This is a genomic window from Rhodovulum imhoffii (genome assembly GCF_003046545.1).
GTDB classification, from domain to species: domain Bacteria; phylum Pseudomonadota; class Alphaproteobacteria; order Rhodobacterales; family Rhodobacteraceae; genus Rhodovulum; species Rhodovulum imhoffii.
Genome location: NZ_QAAA01000003.1, coordinates 48403 through 67277, shown reverse-complemented (window position 1 = coordinate 67277; position 18875 = coordinate 48403). Strand labels below are relative to the sequence as shown.

General features: G+C 64.3%; 14 protein-coding genes. 6 read left to right on the top strand and 8 right to left on the bottom strand.

Features of this window, described 5'->3' with window-relative positions:
• From C8N32_RS03340 to C8N32_RS03330, 3 genes are all read left to right on the top strand, one after another.
• Positions 1-1434, top strand: coding sequence for a glycosyltransferase family 39 protein (locus C8N32_RS03340; RefSeq protein ID WP_107891062.1), 1434 nt, complete (start codon positions 1-3; stop codon positions 1432-1434).
• Positions 1431-2840 carry a glycosyltransferase family 39 protein gene (locus C8N32_RS03335; RefSeq protein ID WP_107891061.1) on the top strand — a complete coding sequence of 470 codons (1410 nt, stop codon included), beginning with the start codon at positions 1431-1433 and terminating at the stop codon, positions 2838-2840. The genes C8N32_RS03340 and C8N32_RS03335 overlap by 4 nt, the downstream gene beginning before the upstream one ends.
• 96 nt (positions 2841-2936) lie before the next feature.
• Positions 2937-5423 carry a GcvT family protein gene (locus C8N32_RS03330; RefSeq protein WP_107891060.1) on the top strand — a complete coding sequence of 829 codons (2487 nt, stop codon included), beginning with the start codon at positions 2937-2939 and terminating at the stop codon, positions 5421-5423.
• Between the two features lie 27 nt (positions 5424-5450).
• Here C8N32_RS03330 and C8N32_RS03325 read toward each other — a convergent pair whose 3' ends face one another.
• From C8N32_RS03325 to C8N32_RS03315, 3 genes are read right to left on the bottom strand one after another with little or no spacing between them, the layout of a single operon-like run.
• Positions 5451-5810: a carboxymuconolactone decarboxylase family protein gene (locus tag C8N32_RS03325; RefSeq protein ID WP_107891059.1), complete on the bottom strand. Its 360-nt coding sequence runs from the start codon at positions 5808-5810 to the stop codon at positions 5451-5453.
• 43 nt (positions 5811-5853) lie between these two features.
• Positions 5854-6528, bottom strand: a complete 675-nt coding sequence (locus C8N32_RS03320) for a DUF938 domain-containing protein (RefSeq protein ID WP_107891058.1) — start codon at positions 6526-6528, stop codon at positions 5854-5856.
• Complete coding sequence (locus C8N32_RS03315; protein ID WP_107891057.1) at positions 6525-7601, bottom strand: NAD(P)/FAD-dependent oxidoreductase; 1077 nt, start codon at positions 7599-7601, stop codon at positions 6525-6527. Before C8N32_RS03315 ends, C8N32_RS03320 begins: the two co-directional genes overlap by 4 nt.
• 129 nt (positions 7602-7730) lie before the next feature.
• Between C8N32_RS03315 and C8N32_RS03310 the strand changes: the two genes are divergently transcribed.
• Positions 7731-8843: an endonuclease/exonuclease/phosphatase family protein gene (locus C8N32_RS03310; RefSeq protein ID WP_170106721.1), complete on the top strand. Its 1113-nt coding sequence runs from the start codon at positions 7731-7733 to the stop codon at positions 8841-8843.
• 52 nt (positions 8844-8895) lie between these two features.
• Here the strand turns inward: C8N32_RS03310 and C8N32_RS03305 are convergent, their stop codons facing one another.
• The 4 genes from C8N32_RS03305 to C8N32_RS03290 all read right to left on the bottom strand — a co-directional run bounded on the left by C8N32_RS03305 (position 8896) and on the right by C8N32_RS03290 (position 13690).
• A complete protein-coding gene (locus C8N32_RS03305) occupies positions 8896-9969 on the bottom strand; it encodes a BMP family ABC transporter substrate-binding protein (RefSeq protein ID WP_107891239.1) in 1074 nt (357 codons plus the stop codon).
• 47 nt (positions 9970-10016) lie between these two features.
• Positions 10017-10949: an ABC transporter permease gene (locus C8N32_RS03300; RefSeq protein ID WP_107891055.1), complete on the bottom strand. Its 933-nt coding sequence runs from the start codon at positions 10947-10949 to the stop codon at positions 10017-10019.
• The gene (locus tag C8N32_RS03295; protein WP_107891054.1) at positions 10949-12034 is read right to left on the bottom strand and encodes an ABC transporter permease; all 1086 of its coding nucleotides are present in this window, start codon (positions 12032-12034) and stop codon (positions 10949-10951) included. The genes C8N32_RS03300 and C8N32_RS03295 overlap by 1 nt, the downstream gene beginning before the upstream one ends.
• 135 nt (positions 12035-12169) lie before the next feature.
• Entirely contained in the window at positions 12170-13690 is a 1521-nt protein-coding gene (locus tag C8N32_RS03290) for an ABC transporter ATP-binding protein (RefSeq protein ID WP_107891053.1), read from the bottom strand.
• Positions 13691-13877: 187 nt separating this feature from the next.
• Between C8N32_RS03290 and C8N32_RS03285 the strand changes: the two genes are divergently transcribed.
• Together C8N32_RS03285 and dnaE are read left to right on the top strand one after the other, a co-directional pair.
• Positions 13878-14216, top strand: a complete 339-nt coding sequence (locus C8N32_RS03285) for a VOC family protein (RefSeq protein WP_107891052.1) — start codon at positions 13878-13880, stop codon at positions 14214-14216.
• A 40-nt stretch (positions 14217-14256) separates the two neighbouring features.
• Complete coding sequence (gene dnaE, locus C8N32_RS03280) at positions 14257-17757, top strand: DNA polymerase III subunit alpha (RefSeq protein ID WP_107891051.1); 3501 nt, start codon at positions 14257-14259, stop codon at positions 17755-17757.
• Here dnaE and C8N32_RS03275 read toward each other — a convergent pair.
• Entirely contained in the window at positions 17754-18875 is a 1122-nt protein-coding gene (locus C8N32_RS03275; protein WP_107891050.1) for an ABC transporter permease, read from the bottom strand. The genes dnaE and C8N32_RS03275 overlap by 4 nt on opposite strands.

The window sequence follows — 18875 nt, the reverse complement described above, 5'->3', positions numbered from 1 at the left end:
ATGGCCGGGCCCGCAGCCCAACGGACGACACTGGCCTTTGTGCTGGCGCTCACCGTCTACTTCGCGGCCCAGGCCGGCCTGCGTTTGGCACTTGGCGGCGCGCTGGAAACCGACGAGGCCGAGATGATGGTCATGACGCCCGGTCTTGCGCCGGGCTACGGGCCGCAACTGCCGCTTTACAACTGGTTTCAGATCGGGCTTTTCGAACTGTTCGGGCGTTCGCTTTTCTCGCTCGCGCTGCTGAAGAACCTGCTGTTGTGGGGCAGCTACCTGTTCCTGTTCCTGGGGCTGCGGTTGTGGATTCCGGCGGGGGCGGCCGCGCTGGGGGCCATGTCGCTGTTCCTGTTGCCCGACCTTGCGTGGGAAGCCCAGCGCGCCACGACCCATTCCAATATCCTGTTCACGACATCCATGGCAACGATCGCCGCCTTCCTGTGGGCAATGCGCGACGGATCGCGGCGGGCATGGGTCGTACTGGGGGTTGCGCTGGGGCTTGGCGGGCTGTCGAAATACAATTTCTGGATGGTGCCCGGCGCGCTGGCTCTTGCGGCACTGACCCTCCCGCAAATGCGGGCAGGGATGCTGTGCCGGCGCGCCCTGATCGCGCCTGCGCTGGCGGTTCTTGTCGTCGCCATCCCCTACGGCTGGATGGTACAGAACCCGGACCTGGCATTTTCCTCGGCCTCGAAAATGCGCCTGAACGGCGCCTCTGCGGACTGGGTGCGCGGGGTGCGCATGGCCGCGGCCGGAGGGCTCACGCTGATGGCGCCCGCTCTTCTGGCAGCCGGGGCGATGTGGGTCTTCGGCCGCAGGCGGGCAAAAGAAACAACCGCCCCGGTGCCCGCGCTGCTGTTGCGCGCGGCCGTCCTGCTGCTGCTGATCATCCTGCTGGGCATTTGGCAGGCGAATGTGGGCCATGTGACCCAGCGCTGGATGCTGCCGGTCGCGTTTCTGGCGGTGCCGGGCATTTTCGTCTGGCTCGCGCCCCGGACTGGCCCGCGTGCGGTTTCGGGGTTCTGTCTGCTGATCGCCCTGATCGCCCTTCTGGTGATGGCGGGCTTGTCCTATGACCGTTTCAAGGAAGGGGCACGGCGCGACGTGGAGTTCGCCCCTCTGCCGGAGCGGATCGAAACCATCGCCCCGAACACCCCGGTAATCGCCGAGTTTTTCACCGCCGGAAACCTGGCCCGCTTGCGCCCCGGTTGGCAGGTGGCGCCCTATCTGGGGTTTGCACGGGCACGGTTCGGCGGACAACGGGTGCTGTTCTTGTTGCGCGAAAATGTACCGCCCAGCCTTGAAACAGGCCTGCAACAGGCGGGCTGGCCCAGCGACAGCGCCAACCGGACAGTGGACGCGGGCAGCTTTACCCTGCCCTATGGCCATTCCGAGGCGGCACTGCCGTTGCGCTGGTACCTGGTAGACGTTCCGCGATGAACCGCGCGGCCCTGTTCCTCCTGGCCCTGGCGGCCTATTTCGCCACACAGGCCGGCCTGCGAATCTGGTTGGGCGGCGCGCTGGAGGGCGACGAGGCCGAAATGGTCGTGATCGCCCGCCAATGGCACTTCGTCGCCGGATCGCAGCCGCCACTTTACAACTGGTACCAGACGCTGGGCTTCGCGCTTTTCGGAGTTGGAACGGCAGGTATCGTCCTCCCCAAGAACATCCTGCTTTTCCTGACCTACGCAACGGTGTTCCTGGCGCTGCGACCGCTGGCGGGCCTGCGCAAGGCCATGCTGGGCACGCTGGCGCTGGCGCTGATCCCCAACCTTGCCTGGTGGGCACAGCGCACCGGATCGCACAGTATCGCGCTGGTGGCCCTGACGGCACTGACGCTGGCGGCCTTCTTCCACCTGTTGCGGCGGCCTTCGACCCGGGCCTTCGTCCTGCTGGGGCTGGCTGCGGGCCTGGGAGGGTTGGCCAAGCCGAATTACTGGGTGCTGCCGCCCGCGCTGCTTCTGGCCGGGTTCAGCCTGCCCGTCTATCGCGCGATCCTGTGGGACAGGCGCCTGTGGCTGAGCGGCGCGGTCACCCTGGCCATTGTGGCCCTGCCTTACGCAACGATGCTGGCCGCACCGCAGGCAACCTTTTCGGACACGTGGGAATTTGCCAGGGGGGCCGCCGGGGCCGCCGCTCGCTGGCCGCTGGGGCTGGCGCGCCTGGGTCGCCAGACCCTGACCGAGCTTCTGCCATTGGCGCTGGTGGCGGGGCTGGTGGCGCTTGGTCGGCCCGCTCTCCGCCAGCCGCAACCGTTCGAAACGCTCTTGTTGCGCGCCGCGCTGATCGGGCTGGGGCTGGTGGCGGTGGGGATCGTCGCCGCCGATATTGCCTTTGTCCGGGCGCGCTGGCTGTTACCACTGTTCATGATGGCGGTCCCCGCGGCAGTGATGATCCTGCTGACGAATGCGTCCCCCCGGACAACGCGCAATTTCGGCATCGGTATCGCGGCACTGGCCATTTTACTGTTGGGCGCGATGGCGGAAACGCGTCTGCGCGGCACCGGCAGCCACGCCCTGCGGATCGACCTTCTGGCACAGGAAATCGAAGCCCTGGACCCCGATACCCCGCCCCTTCTGGCGCATCACTATTACGCCGGAAACCTGCTGGTACTGCGTCCGGGCTGGCAGGCCCTTCCCCCCTACCCAACCCAGCGGCTGGCCGGGGGCGGGCGCGTCCTGGCAATCGAAAGCAAGCCGGGCCAGGCTGCCACCCTGCTGGCCGAGCATGGCTATACCCGCCCCCTGCCCCCGTCCGTACCTGTCGAGGTTTCCATCCCCTACCGCTTCGACCCGGCGCAGACCCGCCCCCTGCGGGTGATCCTGCTGGAGGTGCCGGTGCATTAGGGTCGGTTTCAGGCGACGTTCGGTCGGATGATTCTCCCCCGCGGGCGCGTTTTCCGCCTAACTGGAAGAAGGGCCTGGAATACGGGAGGATCGGTCATGAAAACCCATGTCAAAGCCTTGGTCGTCGGCGGCGGTGCAGTAGGGGCCTCGATTGCCTATCACCTCGGCAAGGCGGGATGGGAGACGCTGCTGCTGGAGCGCGACGAGCTGACCAGCGGCTCCACCTGGCATGCGGCGGGGCTTTTGCCCTATTTCAACATGTCCTACGCCACGACCCACATCCACGATTACTCAATCAAGTTCTACAAAACGCTGGAGGCGGAAACCGGCCTGAACCCCGGCTTTTCCGTTGTCGGCAACCTGCGCATGGCCCAAAGCCGCGCACGGATGGAGGAATACCTGCTCTACGCGACCACCGCCGAAACGGTGGGCGTGCCCTACGAATGGTTGACCCCGGCCCAGGTCAGGGAGCGCTGGCCGCTGCTTCGCACCGAGGATCTGGAAGGCGCGATCTACCACCCGACGGATGGTTACATCAACCCCGCCGACGTGACCCAGGCCATGGCCAGGGGCGCGCGCCAGTTCGGCGTGGCGGTGGAGCGCAAATGGCAGGTGGACGCCTATGAGTGGACCGGCTCCGAATGGCGCGTGACCTGCACGAAGATGGCGGACAGGGGCGGCAACCTCATCCCCACCGACGAGACAGTGATAATCGCCGCCGAACATGTCGTGACCGCCACGGGGAACCACGCCCAGCGCACCGCGCGGCTTCTTGGGCTGAAGATCCCTGCGATCCCGGTGGAACATCAGTATATCGTGACCGAACCGGACCCGGCCCTGGTGGCGTGGCGCGGTTCCAACCCGGAACACCCTGTCCTGCGCGATGCGGACGCAAAATGGTACGTGCGCGAGGAGCGCGGCGGGTGGATTCTCGGCCCTTATGAGCGTGGCGCCCCTGCCCGGTTCGCATGGGGCTGCCCCGACAGCTTCCGCGCCGACCTGTTCCCCCTGGACCTGGAGCGGATCGAGGCAGAATACCTGTCCATGATCCACCGGATCCCATCATCGGAGACCGTGGGCCTCAAGGACGATTACAACGGCCCGATCTGTTACACTCCGGACGGCAACCCCCTGCTTGGCCCGGCGCAGGGCCTGCGGAACCTGTGGCTGGCGGAGGGCTTTTCCTTTGGCATCACCGCCGCGGGCGGGGCAGGCTGCTACCTGGCCCAGTTGATGACCGAAGGCGAAGCCGCGATCGACATGGCCAGCCTTGACCCGAGGCGCTACGGCGACTGGATGACAACCGAATACGCCTGCCGCAAGAACGAGGAAGCCTATGAACACGTCTACATCCTGCATCACCCGGATGAGGAACGTCCCGCCTGCCGCCCGCTGAAAACCGCACCATGCCATGACCGCATGGCCGCGCGCGGAGCGCAGTTCGGGCAGGTGAACGGGTGGGAGCGCCCCAACTATTTCGCTCCCGAGGGGTTCTCCGACCATGGCGCACGCAGTTTTCGCCGCGGCGGCTGGTGGCCCTACGCCGTGACCGAAGCCGAGGCCATCCGCTCCACCGCCGGTCTGATCGACGCCACGGCCTTTGCCAAACACATCCTCAAAGGTCCCGGTGCGACAGCATTTCTGGACTGGTTCACCTGCAACCGCCTGCCGAAGGTTGGCCGCATCAACCTGACCTATGCCCTGACCAGTGCGGGCACCGTGCGGAGCGAATACACCATCCATCGCCGGGCCGAGGACGACTATTACCTCGTCTCCGCCGGGGCCTGGCAGGCCTATGATCACGATTATCTCGCCAAGGTCATCGCGGACAAAACGCCCGAGTTCGGCCCCATGTGCCTGAGCGATGTCACCAGCCAATACGGCGTGTTCGCGCTGGCCGGGCCGCAGTCGCGGGCCATTCTGACCGCACTGATCCGCGACCCGGATCCCGAAACCGCCCTGTCGAACAAACGCTTCCCCTGGCTTTCCGCCCGCCGGATCGAGCTGGAGATGTGCCCGCTGACCGCGCTGCGCGTGGCTTATACCGGCGAGTTGGGCTGGGAGTTGCACCACCCGATCGAGATGCAGAACTACCTGTTCGACCGGCTGATGGCGGTGGGGGAACCGCTCGGCCTGAGGCTGGTGGGCGCACGGGCGCAGAACTGGCTGCGGCAGGAAAAAAGCTACCGCGCCTTCGGGACCGAACTGGGCCGCGATGCCACGCCGCTGGAGGCCGGCCTGGATCGCTTCGTGGACCTGTCGAAAGACTTCCTGGGTAAAGAAGCGATGCAGGCCACCGGCCTCCGCAGCCAATGCGCGACCCTTCTGATCGACGGCCCGGAAAATGCCGACCCGTGGGGGCGCGAGGCGCTTTATCACGATGGCAGTCGAATCGGGCGACTGACCTCGGGCGGCTACTCCGTCGCTTTCGGACAGTCCATCGGTATGGGGTATGTCCGGCCCGACCTGGCCACCCCCGGAACGCGGCTGGAGGTCAGGATGTTCGACCGGCTCTGGCCCGCCACGGTCACCGAAGACTGCCCCTATGACAGCCGCAACATCCGAATCCGGCAGGATGGATAAGCCCCGGCCAAAGGTCGGGGCCATCATTCATTCCGCGGCCTTGACGGCCTTTTCTTCCATGAGCTGGTCATAGCAGTCCATCGCGGCGGCGGCGTACATCATCGCCGGGCCGCCACCCATCTGGATGCACATGGCCAGCACATCGCCGACCTCTTCGCGGGTGGCACCAACCCGTACGAGGGCCTCCATATGCAGCACGATACAGGCTTCGCACCGGGTCGCCACGGCGATGCCAAGCGCAATGAATTCCTTTTGTTTGAAATCCAGTGTACCGCCTTCCTTCACAGCCTTGCCAAGGGCACCAAAGGCACGGGTGGCATCGGGTATGGTCTTGTTGAGAAGGCGCAACTGGTCTTTGACCCCGTCACGCTTTTCGGTCCAGTTCATCGGAAGCTCCTGTAATTGAGGTTCAGACGCAAAATATGAATTTTTATATCGCCGACAAGCCGCCGCCGCCGTTTTGACCGGGCTTTCGGGCAATCTGCGTCAAGTTGGCCGCGGGCATCGGGACGGGGTCCTGCGCCACCAGCCCCGCACATGCGCACCACGCCATCACCTGCACGACGGATTTATAGCCGATTTCAACGTCCAGCATGCGCAATTTCGCATCGAAGGCGGAATCATTTTCGCTCACGTAACCGCTCTCTCGCAAGAAGGGGCCGTAGATCATCAGAACTCCGCCGGGGGCCAGCGCCCGCGCGGCCTCGGTTATCAGCGTTTCGGCCTCTGCCGCGCTGACAAGATGCAAAATGTTGCTGGCAAAGATCAGATCCTGCGGTGGAACGGTTTCCGCCCAGCCCGGTGCTGTGGCATCCAGCGCCACGGCAGGACGCAGCGGCACACCGGTCTGCCGCGCCCAGGCGTCGATGCTGGTCAGTGCGCGGGGGTCGGCATCCGTCGGCTGCCATATCAGCCCCAGGCGCGCAGCCAGGTGGACCGCGTGTTCGCCCGTACCGCTGGCCAGTTCCAGCGCCCGCCCCCGCGCGGGCGCATGGGCGGCTACGGTTTCGGCAATGGCCTCTCGATTGCGGCGGGTGGAGTCCGACGTGCGGCGCCCCGTCCCGTCCAGCGCCTCGCTGTAACTGAGCGGCAAACGCCGGGTCATCGCCCGAACCGCACGGGCGACAACGTCCCGGCCATCCCGGTCCCCATCTCTGGCGGGCGCCCGGCGACGATGTCAGCGGCCAGGACACTGGCCGCGGGGGCCGTCTCAAACCCGAAACCACCCTGCCCGGCATGCCAGAAAAACCCCTCCGCGCGGGGATCGAACCCGATCACCAGCAAACGGTCGGGCGAAAAGGTGCGCAACCCGGCCCAGTTGCTCTCGACACGGGTGACGGGCGTGGTCACCATTTCCTCATAGCGGGTCAGCCCCTCGGCCAGAACCATGTCATCGGCAAAAGCGTCGTGCGGGTCCATCGGGTCTTCCTCCGCCGGAGAAACGATCAGCTTGCCCGCGTCGGGCTTGCAATACCAGCGTTCCCCCGCCCCTTCGACCATTGGCCAGCCGGAGATGTCCTGCCCCCCCGGCGCCGGCAGCCGGGCCATCGACCGGCGCATGGGGGCAAAACCCAGCGGCTCCACACCGGCCATCCGGGCGACCTGGTCCACCCATGCCCCGGCGGCGTTCACGACCACCGCCCCTTCGAAGGCCGCCAGCCCGGTTTCCACGCACCAGCCCGCATCGGTGCGGGCAATGCGCGTTACCCGGTGGCCGGTCAGGACCTGCCCGCTGTTGGCGCGGATCTCCCGTGCGAAGGTCTGGATCATCAGATCGGTATCCAGATCGAACGCCGCCTCCTGAAAGCCGGCATAGGCGGTGGTGTCCGGGTTGAGCACCGGCACAAGGGCGCGGGCTTCCTCAAAATCCAGAACGCGCAGCTCCAGCGCGTCGGTCTCGTCCTCGAACAGGGTGCGATCCTCGGCACGGGCCACAACCAGCATCCCACGTGACACCATCACGCCGGTTTCCGCCAGCCACGCCCGGCTGGCCCGGTTGAGCGCCACGACAGGCTTCGACCCATGGGTCTCGATGAACATCGCCGCCGACCGGCCCGAACTGTGGTAGCCCAGCGCCGGTTCGGCCTCCAGCACGGTGACGCGGCCCAGATGCGACAGCCGCGCCCCAACAGAGGTTCCGGCAATGCCGCCCCCGATCACGATAAAATCCTGTTTCATGACCCCGAGATAATCAAACCCCGGCGGGGAGTGAAAGCGATTCCCATGCACGCCGCCTTGGTTCGTGGTCGGCAAACGCATCACGTTGCGGTAGAATACGGAAAATATATTCTCTCACAGGATTCTTTTATGCGTCTGCGGCTTTGCACCTTCAATATCGAGAACCTCTTTACCCGCTTCGATTTCAGCGCCTTCACGGATACACGCGCAGCCCGCTATCTACCCGAGATCGTGCAATTCTACGGCACATTCGACGGCGGCGACCTGACCGGGTTCGAAGAGTTCAAGCAGATGGTCCAAAGTGCCGCCATCGCCCAGGACGACGACAAGCGTCAGCATACCGCGCTGGCCTTTGCCGAGGCCGATGCCGATGTCTATTGCCTTCAGGAAGTAGACAGCTTCAGCGCACTGGATCGCTTCATGGCAGCTTACGTGCGCAAGATCGGGGTGGACCCCTACCCCCAGATGATCCTGCATGAGGGCAACGATCCGCGCGGCATCGACGTGGCAACCGTGGCCCGCGATATTCGCCCGGTGATGACGCGCAGCCACGCCCCCGTGACGCCCGGCTGGGTGCGCCAGACAGACCGGGGCACCCGCCTGCTGGAGGAGTACCCTCTGGCCAAGGCCCGTGCCGCCCGGCTTCGGGGGGCGAACGCGCGCATCTTCCGCCGGGATTGCGTCGAGATCCAGGTGGATGTCGGAGGGGTCCCGGTTTCCCTGTTCAACTGCCACTTCAAATCCATGAGCGGCGGGCGGGAAGCCACACTGGGCATGCGCCAGTTGGAAGCCATCGCCGTGCGCGAGATCGTCAGCCGAAAATTCTCCGATCCGGCACGGGCCTTGTGGGCGATAATGGGCGATCTCAACGACTATCGGATGGCACACGTCATCTCAAAGGCCCGACAGGACGACGGGTCCTATTCCGAACGCCTGAAGGAAGAAAGCGAATCCGGTGTGGACCCGCTACTGAGGGACGGGTTCGGGATCAACACTCTCGAAGACCTCGCCCCGGAAAACCGCTGGAGCCACTATTACGCCGGCGCGCGCCACAAGACCCAACTCGACTATATCATTGCCTCACCGGCCTTGGCGGCGCGCATACGGGGCACCCCACGGATCATCCGCGCGGGGATGCCCCTGCGGGTCCCCAACCTGGAAACCCCCCGCTATCCCCGCATGGGATGGGACCGCCCCAAGGCCAGCGACCACTGCCCGGTGGTGGTGGAATTCCGTATCTGAAAACGCGAAAGCCCCGGCGAACCGGGGCTTCCTTCCGAAGGCGCTGCCCGGATTACTGCGGGATTTCCGCCGCAAGCCCCTCGACGAAAAAATTCATGCCCAGCAACGTCCCGTCATCGGCGGTTTCCCCCTCCGTCAACCACGGCGTACCGTCCTGCTTGTTCAGCGGCCCCGTGAACGGGTGATAGTCGCCGCTGGCGATGGAGTCCTTGAGGGCCAGCGCCGCCTGCTTGACATCGGCAGGAACCGCATCGGTGATCTCCCCGATTTTCACCATGCCCTCTCTGATCCCGTGCCAGGTGTCGTCGCTGGTCCAGGTGCCGTCCATCACCGCCTGCACACGGTCGATGTAATAGGGTGTCCAGTTGTCGATGATCGAACTGACCCGCGGCCTGGGCGCGTATTCGATCATGTCGGAGGCCTGCCCGAAGGTGATGACATTGCCTGCCTTTTCGGCGGCAGCCTGCGGTGCGGTGGAGTCGGTGTGCTGGAGAATGACATCCGCACCCTGCTCGATCAGCGCGGCGGCGGCGTCGGCCTCCTTGGCCGGGTCGAACCAGGTGTAGGCCCAGATCACCTTGAATTGTACGTCCGGGTTGGCCTTCCTGGCGTGGATAAAGGCAGAGTTGATGCCCCGGATAACCTCCGGGATGGGGAAGGATGCGATGTATCCCACCACGTTCGTTTGCGTCATCCGCCCGGCGATCAGCCCCTGAATCGCGCGGCCTTCGTAAAACCGGGCCGAGTAAGTGCCCACATTGTCGGCGCGCTTGTAGCCGGTGGCATGTTCGAACTTCACGTCCGGGAACTTCGCGGCAACGTTCATCGTCGGATCCATGAACCCGAACGAAGTGGAAAAGATCAGGTCCGCACCCGACAACGCCATCTGGGTCAGAACCCGTTCGGCATCGGCCCCTTCGGGGACACTCTCCTGGTAGATGGTCTCCACGGCATCGCCGAACTTTTCCTCTACCGCCAAACGCGCAACATTGTGCTCATGCGTCCAGCCGCCATCGCCGATCGGCCCAACAAAGATGAAGCCCACCTTCGTCTTGTCCGCGGCGGCGGCAACCCCCGCCAACCCAAGAGCCAGCGCCAGACCGGCCAGAACAGGTTTCAGTTTCATTTGATCCCCCAAATTCATCCGGGCCCACGCCCGGCATCAGATCGCCCCTAGCTCGAGGCATGGAAAACCCGGCCCAGCGACGCGGGCGCGGCCACCGCCGCCCGGCCGCGCCGGGACGACATGATCACAAGCACGATAATTGTTATCAGGTAAGGTGACATCGACAAGTATTCCACCGGCACCGGCACCCCCGCCGCCTGCAGGTTCAGCTGCAACACCGCAACCCCGCCGAAAAGGTAGGCGCCCAGAAGAACACGCCCCGCACGCCAGCTTGCGAATACCACGATCGCCAAGGCGATCCAGCCCGCACCGGCGGTCATCCCCTCGGTCCATTGCGGCACACGGATCAGGCTGAGATAGGCACCCCCCAACCCTGCGCAGGCGCCACCGAAGGCGATCGCCATCAGCCGGATACGCACCACCTTGTAACCCAGCGCATGGGCGGCATCATGCCCTTCCCCCACCGCCCGCAGGATCAGCCCTGCGCGGGTGACCCGGAGAAATGCCCAAACCGCTGCGACAAGCCCAAGGCTGACATACACCATCGGATCATGGGAAAAGAGAACCCGCCCGAGAACCGGAATATCCGATAGCGGCCCAAGATCCAGCCGCGCAGTTGCGGGAGGCTTGACACCCTGATACCTCTGACCGATCAGCGCCGACAACCCCAACCCGAAAAGCGCCAATGCCAGACCCGTGGCCACCTGGTTCGACATCAACACCTGCGTCAGAAAACCGAATATCAGCGCCAGCCCCGCGCCCCCCAGCGCCGCGGCCAGAAACCCCAGTGCCGGACTTCCGGTTTCCACCGCTACGGCAAAGCCGCAGATGGCCCCGGCAATCATCATTCCCTCGACCCCGAGGTTCAGAACACCGGACTTCTCCACCACCAGCTCCCCGATCGCAGCCAGCAGAATCGGCGTTGCCGCCACCATCAGGGAGGCGGTCAGGATCACCGGGTTGATGGCAGACAGATCCATCACGCGGTCTCCCTGATACCAATACGCACGCGGTAATTCGTCAGCACATCAACCCCCAGCAGAAAGAACAGCAACATCCCCTGGAATGCCTGAATCGCCGCCGCCGGGATCTGCAACATGAACTGCGCAAGCTCGCCCCCGATATAGGTCAGCGCCATCAGCAACCCGGCGAAAAGGATACCGACCGGGTGCAGGCGCCCCAGAAAGGCGACAATAATCGCTGTAAACCCGTAGCCCTGGTTGAAGTCGATATTCACCTGCCCCGCCGGCCCCGAGACTTCGAACAACCCCGCCAGCCCGGCCAGAGCGCCCGACACCCCAAGACAGAAAACCACCAGCCGGTTCGCATTCACCCCAGCAAACCGCGCCGCGCGCGGCGACTGCCCCGCAAGCCGGATCTGAAAGCCCAGGATATGGCGGTGTAACAGGATATACGCCATGATGAGTGCGACAAACGCCACCACCACGCCCCAGTGGAGGCCAGTGCCGGAGATCAGCTCCGGGTTGGCCGCCGAGGGGTATTGCTGCAGGTTGCGGCTGCCGGGAAACCCCCCACCCTCCGGATTACGCATAAGCCCAAGCGACATCGACGCCAGAAACTGCTCCGCCACGTAAACCAGCAAAAGAGAAACGAGAATCTCGTTGGTGCGGAACCGCGTCTTCAAAAGCGCGGGTATCATCGCCCAGGCCCAACCACCCAACCCCCCGGCCAATACCATCAACGGAAAGACATACCACGCCTCCAGCGGATAAAACGCCAGGCCCACACCCGCGCCACACAAGGCCCCGACGATATATTGCCCCTCGGCCCCGATGTTCCATACTCCAGCCCGAAACCCCAGGGCCAGCCCGGTGGCGATCAGGATCAGCGGGCCCGCCTTTACCAAGAGCTGTGGGCGCGAGTAGCTGGCGAACTGCGCATTGAAAAGCGGGTCCCAGAAGATCGTGCGAATGGCGGCGACCGGGTCCTTGCCCAGTGCGGCAAACAACACCCCCCCCGCAAGCATGGTCAGCGCCACGGCCAACAAGGGCGTCACAACCGTCCAGAACCGCGATGGCGCGGCCCGTTTTTCCAACCAGATCATCAGATGACCTCCGTCGCACCAGAGACATCTGGCCTCCGGCGGGGATATTTTGGCCAAAGCAAGTCCCTTGCTGTGCCCCCCCCCGTCTTGCTTTGGAAGAAAATATCCCCGCCGGAGGCAGAAAAGTTTGTTCGCTCAGCCCACGGCATGGGGCACCTCCATATCATGGGCTCCACCCATCATCAGGCCGATCTCCTCCAAAGTCAGTCCTCTGGACGGGCGTGCGGGGGTCAGGCGACCTTCGTTCAGGGCGGCGAACCGGTCGGAGATTTCCATCAACTCATCAAGATCCTGGCTGATGACCACCACTGCGGCACCGCTTTCGGCCAAATCCAACAACGCCTGGCGGATCGACGCGGCGGCAGCAGCATCCACGCCCCATGTCGGCTGGTTGACCACCAGGACTTCGGGTTTTTGCAAGACCTCCCGCCCGATCACGAATTTCTGCAAATTTCCCCCCGAAAGCGAACGCGCCACGTTTCCGGGACCGGGGGTGCGTACATCGAAGGTTTCGATCACCTTTTGCGCGAAGGCGCGGGCGGCGGGCCATTTCAGGAACCCGCGTTCAGCCAACCCCTGCCGGATCGCAGCGGTCAGCAGGGCGTTTTCCGTCAGACTCATGTCCGGGGCTGCGGCATGGCCCAGCCGTTCTTCTGGGGCGGAGAGCACGGCAATGCGACGCCGCGCCCCCGGTCCCAGCGCGCCGATCGGCTGTCCGAACAGGCGGATCGTGCCCGCGCTGGCAATCGCCTCTCCGGACAAAGCGGAAAGCAGCTCATCCTGCCCGTTGCCCGCAACGCCGCCGATGCCCAGAATCTCACCCCGGTGGACAATAAAGGAAATGCCGCGCAAACTGGTGCCAAACGGATTGACCGAGGGCAGGCTGAGTTTTGCGACCTCAAGCATGACCTCTCCCGGCGCACTGGCGGCACGCCTCGGCACCGAAAGCTTGGCCCCCACCATCATCTCGGCCAGTTGGGCGGCGGATTTTTCACGCGGATTGCAACTGTCCACCACCCTGCCACGCCGCAAAATCGTGGCACGGTCACACAACCTGCGGATTTCTTCCAGCTTATGGGAAATATACAGAATCGCCGTACCCTCGGCAGCCAGGGTGCGCAGGGTTGCGAAGAGAATCTCCACCTCCTGGGGGGTCAGGACGCTGGTCGGCTCGTCCATGATCAGAAGCCTGGGATCTTGGAGCAGGCAGCGCACGATCTCGACCCGCTGGCGTTCTCCTGCGGAAAGATCGCCCACCAGCCGCTCCGGTGACAGGGGCAGACCATAGGCTTCGCTCACAGCGCGGATGCGCTCTGCCAGATGGCCCATGGGTGGCGGGTTTTCCATGCCAAGCGCGACGTTTTCCGCAACGTTCAGCGCGTCGAACAGCGAGAAGTGCTGAAAGACCATCGCCACACCCGCCGCACGGGCGGCGCGGGGTTCTGCCGGTGTGTAGGGCTGACCTCGCAGGACCATCCGCCCGGAATCGGGCCTGACCAGTCCGTAGATCATCTTGACCAGTGTCGATTTGCCCGCGCCGTTTTCGCCCAGCAGGGCGTGGATCTCGCCCTCGGCGATATCGAAGCTGACATCGTCATTTGCCACGACGCCCGGATAGGCCTTGGCCAGGCCTTCGACTTTGAGAAGAGCGGTCACCCGGCGATGCTCCAGAATCCCCAGTTGCGCGGGTTAGTAGCGCGGGGCCGGGGCAATGCGCAATGGTTTGCGAGTCGTGATAACCGTTCCGCACCACGAAATGGCCATTTAGACGCAATTGCAGACAAATCGGGCGGGTTGTACACAACTACAGGCGGGTTAAGCTGTTGGAGAAGAGAGGCCCACCATGTACCCCCATGCGCTGCATCATGTTCAGCTTTCCATCCCGCCGGGGGGCGAAACCACGGCACGCGCCTTTTACAGCGACCTGCTGGGATTGGAGGAAGCGCCACCCCCCGAAGGCCGCACCGGGCTGTGGTTTTCACGTGGCGAACTGTACCTTCATCTGGACGTATCGGAAAATTTCCGTCCTGCCCGTAGCGCGCACCCGGCCTTCCTGGTGCGCCGGCTCCCCCCCCTGGCAGAGCGTCTTGGCCGCGCCGGCGTGGCGGTGGACTGGGCGGAAGACCGCTTCTTCCTGAACGATCCGTTCGGCAACCGGATCGAGATCATCCCGGAAGGGTAACGCACTGGCTTGCGCCGACGTGCTGGGCTAGCCTGAACCGATGACACAGCCCCGATTCATCCACCTGCGCCTGCATACCGAATACTCCCTTCTGGAAGGGGCTGTGCGGCTGAAAAAACTGCCCGCCCTGTGCGAAGCCGCGGCGATGCCCGCGGTGGCGGTCACCGACACCAACAACCTGTTCGCCGCGCTGGAATTTTCGGTTCTGGCCAGCAATTCGGGGATACAGCCGATCATCGGCTGTCAGGTCGATGTCGCCTACGACCCTCCGGCCCTGGGCGAACGTCCGCGCCCACCCGCGCCCGTGGTTCTTCTGGCCCAAAACGAAGCCGGCTACCTGAACCTGATGAAACTGAATTCCCACCTTTATGTGGACAAGAACGGCCAGCTTCCGCAGGTTACGCTGGAGGAACTGGAGACCCATTCGGCGGGCCTGATCTGCCTTACCGGCGGGCCGGACGGGCCTGTCGGGCGTCTGCTGCGCGCTGGCCACCCCGCCCGCGCCAAGGCCCTGATGAAGCGCCTTGCCGCCGCCTGTCCCGGTCGGCTTTACGTGGAACTTCAACGTCATCCCGGTGAAGGCGGGACCTGCCCCGAAGCCGAAACCACGACCGAGCGCCCTCATATCGAGATGGCCTACGCCATGGGCCTGCCGCTGGTGGCCACGAACGACGTCTACTTCCCCAAAACGGACATGTACGTGGCCCATGACGCGCTGCTGTGCATCAGGGACGGCGCTTATGTCGATCAGGCCACGCCGCGCCGCCGTCTGACGCCCCAGCATTATTTCAAGACGCCCGAGGAAATGGCCGCCCTGTTTGCCGATCTGCCCGAGGCGCTGGAAAACACCGTGGAGATCGCCCGCCGCTGTGCCTTCAAGGCAGAGAAGCGCAAGCCGATCCTGCCGCGCTTCGCCGCCGACGAAGTGGAGGAACTGCGCCGTCAGGCCCATGAGGGGCTGGCCGCCCGGCTGGCGGTGATTCCCCATGCCGCCCCGGTGGAGGAATACGAGAAACGGCTGAGATTCGAGCTGGACATCATCGAAGGCATGGGCTTCCCCGGATATTTCCTGATCGTGGCCGATTTCATCAAGTGGGCGAAGGATCACGACATCCCCGTCGGCCCCGGACGTGGCTCCGGGGCGGGCAGCCTTGTGGCGTACGCCCTGACGATCACCGACCTCGACCCCCTGCGCTACAGCCTGCTGTTCGAGCGGTTTCTCAACCCCGAGCGGGTTTCCATGCCTGACTTCGACATCGACTTCTGCATGGACCGGCGCGAGGAGGTCATCGGCTATGTTCAGCGCAAATACGGCCGTGAAAAGGTTGCCCAGATCATCACTTTCGGTGCGCTGTTGTCGAAGGCGGCGGTCCGCGACGTGGGACGGGTATTGCAGATGCCCTACGGGCAGGTGGACAAGCTGTCGAAGCTGATCCCGGTGGAAGGGGTCAAGCCCGTGTCCATCGCCAAGGCACTGGAGGAGGAACCCCGCCTGCGCGAAGCCGCCCGCGCCGAGGAAGTCGTGGAACGGTTGCTCACCTACGGCCAGCAGGTCGAGGGGCTGTTGCGCAATGCCTCCACCCACGCCGCTGGGGTGGTGATCGGGGATCGCCCCCTCGATGAACTGGTGCCGCTCTACCGGGATCCCCGCTCGGACATGCCGGCAACCCAGTTCAACATGAAATGGGTCGAGCAGGCCGGGCTGGTGAAATTCGACTTCCTCGGCCTCAAGACCCTGACGGTGATCCGCAATGCCATTGAGCAGATCCATGCCGCGGGCCGGAACCTGCATGAGGGTGCCGACGGCACCCGCCTTTACGATCCTGCCGAGGGGGCGGAAAACGATATTGGCCATATCCCGCTGGACGACGAGAAGACCTACGATCTTTACGCCAGTGCGAAAACCGTCGCCGTGTTCCAGGTGGAAAGCTCCGGCATGATGGATGCGCTGCGGCGCATGAAACCCACCTGCATCGAGGACATCGTGGCGCTGGTGGCGCTTTATCGTCCGGGACCGATGGAAAACATCCCCAAATACTGCGAAGTCAAGAACGGCCTGTCGGAACGCGACCGCCTGCACCCACTGATCGACGACATTCTCGATGAAACGCAGGGTATCATCGTCTACCAGGAACAGGTGATGCAGATCGCCCAGAAAATGGCGGGCTATTCCCTGGGCGGCGCCGATCTGCTGCGCCGCGCAATGGGCAAGAAGATCAAGGAAGCCATGGACGCCGAGCGTCCCAAGTTCATCGACGGGGCCAGAAAGAACGGCGTTGACGACGCCAAGGCGCTGGAAGTGTGGAACCTGTTGGAGAAATTCGCCAATTACGGTTTCAACAAGTCTCATGCCGCCGCCTATGCGGTGGTCAGCTATCAGACCGCATGGCTGAAGGCGAACCACCCGGTGGAGTTCATGGCCGGGGTGATGAATTGCGACATTCACCTGACAGACAAGCTGGCCGTCTATGCCGAGGAGGTCCGCCGGGGCCTGAAAACCGGGATCGTGCCGCCCTGCGTGAACCGCTCCGCCGCAACGTTCGGGGTGGAGGCGGGGCGGTTGGTCTATGCGCTGGGGGCGCTCAAGAATGTCGGTGTCGACGCGATGAAGACGATCGTCGCGGCGCGGGCGGACAAACCTTTTGCAACGCTTTACGATTTCGCCCGCAGGGTGGACATGAAGCGCGTCGGAAAGCGTCCTCTGGAAATGCTGGCCCGCGCCGGAGCGTTCGATGAACTGGATCGCAACCGCCGCCGCGTTTTCGACAGCCTCGACGTCCTGTCGGCCTACTCGGCCGCGGTGCATGACCAGCGCGCCTCGAACCAGGTGTCGCTTTTCGGCGAAGCCGGCGCCGACCTGCCCGAACCGCGCCTGCCCCCGGTCACCGACTGGCTGCCCAATGAGCGCCTTGCCGAAGAACACAAGGCCGTTGGCTTCTACCTTTCCGGCCACCCGCTGGACGACTACATGCCCGCGCTCCGGCGAAAGAAGGTTTCCACCCTTGCGGAAGTGGCAGAGGCGGTGAAATCCGGCCCCCGCGTGACGAAGATCGCCGGGGCCGTCTCCGGCCGGCAGGAACGCAAATCCGCCAGAGGCAACCGTTTTGCCTTTGCCCAGCTTTCAGACCCGACGGGGCTGTACGAGGTCACGATCTTTTCCGATGTTCTCGAGGCTTCCCGTGACTTGCTGGAGGCAGGCACGAACGTCGTTCTGGTTGTCGAGGCCACTTACGAAAGCGAGCAGATCAAGCTGCTGGCGCGCGGGGTGCAACCGATCGACCAGGAAGTCGCCGATGCGGGGGGCGCGGGACTGCGCGTGTTCGTCGAGAACGAACCGGCAGTGGCCGAGGTCGCCAAGCTTCTGATCCGCACCAAAGGCGAAAGCGGTCTGCGCGGGCGCGGCCCGGTGTATTTTTGCCTGCTTGCCCCGGACCTGCCCGGTGAGGTGGAGATGGCCCTGCCCGGCCAGTTCCCGGTAACCCCACAGATCCGCGGCGCGATCAAGTCCCTGCCCGGTGTCGTGGCCGTAGAGGAATTCTAGCCCACCGACATGGTGCGCCGGAACCGGTACAGCGCCAGGGCACAAAACACCGCCCCGATGGCGGCCACGGCCAGAAGATCCCGCCAGACCAGATCCAGCCCCGCGCCCCGGTACAGAACAGCCTGCGCAAAACTGGTAAAGTGGGTTGCGGGGGAAAACTGCATCCCGGTATGCAAGGGTTCGGGCATTGCCTCAAGCGGGGTCATCCCCCCCGACAGCATGTAGAGAACAACGAAAACCGGGATCGCCAGCAACCCGAACTGGGGCATCGTGCGCGCGAAGGTGGCCAGCATGATTCCCAGCGAGGTTACCGCGAACAGATACACCCCCGCCCCCATGGCGAAGACCGCAACCGATCCCGGCACCGGGATTCCCAACACCCCCCGCACAACCAGAACCAGGGACAGAACCGCCGCCGACACGATCACCAGACCGTTGGCCCAGATCTTGGCCAGCATGATCTCGATCGGGCGCAAGGGCATGACCAGCAGGTGTTCGATGGTACCGTGCTCACGCTCCCGGATCACCGCTGCGCCGGACAGGATCACCGACAGGATCGTGATGTTCCCCGTCACCTGCATCACGGCCAGGAACCACTTCGACTCGAGATTCGGGTTGAACCGCGCCCGGCTGACGATCTCCGCGGGCAAAACGCTCTGCCGGCCGTCCTCAGCCACGAAGCGCTCCAGTTCCGTCTGGACGATACGCTGGATATAGCGCGTCCCATTTCCCGCCAGCGTCATCGCCGTGGCGTCGACATTCAACTGGATCTCGGGCTGTTTGCCGGCCAGCAGATCACGCTGAAAGCCGCTGGGGATGGTCAGGACGAAACTGTAATCCCCCCGGTCCATGGCCGGGTTCATCTCTTGCGAAGAGATCACGCGGGGCGGCTTGAAATAGGGCGGTAACAACGCTCCGATGATCCGCGACGAGATCCCGGAGCGATCCTCATCCACAATGGCGACGGCGGCGTTGCGCACCTCGGTCCGCACGCCATTCGCAACGGTAAAAACGGCAAAGGTGAATGTGTACAGGATCAGCCCCATCAAGACAGGGTCACGCGCGAGGCTGTACAATTCCTTTACCCCAAGGCGGAAAATATTGCCCAGGGCCCGCAT

Bases quoted from the DNA above. Each gene is read 5' to 3' on its own strand.
- C8N32_RS03340 (WP_107891062.1), top strand. From the start codon at position 1: ATGGCCGGGCCCGCAGCCCAACGGACGACACTGGCCTTTGTGCTGGCG.
- C8N32_RS03335 (WP_107891061.1), top strand. From the start codon at position 1,431: ATGAACCGCGCGGCCCTGTTCCTCCTGGCCCTGGCGGCCTATTTCGCC.
- C8N32_RS03330 (WP_107891060.1), top strand. From the start codon at position 2,937: ATGAAAACCCATGTCAAAGCCTTGGTCGTCGGCGGCGGTGCAGTAGGG.
- C8N32_RS03325 (WP_107891059.1), bottom strand. From the start codon at position 5,810: ATGAACTGGACCGAAAAGCGTGACGGGGTCAAAGACCAGTTGCGCCTT.
- C8N32_RS03320 (WP_107891058.1), bottom strand. From the start codon at position 6,528: ATGACCCGGCGTTTGCCGCTCAGTTACAGCGAGGCGCTGGACGGGACG.
- C8N32_RS03315 (WP_107891057.1), bottom strand. From the start codon at position 7,601: ATGAAACAGGATTTTATCGTGATCGGGGGCGGCATTGCCGGAACCTCT.
- C8N32_RS03310 (WP_170106721.1), top strand. From the start codon at position 7,731: ATGCGTCTGCGGCTTTGCACCTTCAATATCGAGAACCTCTTTACCCGC.
- C8N32_RS03305 (WP_107891239.1), bottom strand. From the start codon at position 9,969: ATGAAACTGAAACCTGTTCTGGCCGGTCTGGCGCTGGCTCTTGGGTTG.
- C8N32_RS03300 (WP_107891055.1), bottom strand. From the start codon at position 10,949: ATGGATCTGTCTGCCATCAACCCGGTGATCCTGACCGCCTCCCTGATG.
- C8N32_RS03295 (WP_107891054.1), bottom strand. From the start codon at position 12,034: ATGATCTGGTTGGAAAAACGGGCCGCGCCATCGCGGTTCTGGACGGTT.
- C8N32_RS03285 (WP_107891052.1), top strand. From the start codon at position 13,878: ATGTACCCCCATGCGCTGCATCATGTTCAGCTTTCCATCCCGCCGGGG.
- dnaE (WP_107891051.1), top strand. From the start codon at position 14,257: ATGACACAGCCCCGATTCATCCACCTGCGCCTGCATACCGAATACTCC.
- C8N32_RS03275 (WP_107891050.1), bottom strand. From the start codon at position 18,875: ATGCGGGCCCTGGGCAATATTTTCCGCCTTGGGGTAAAGGAATTGTAC.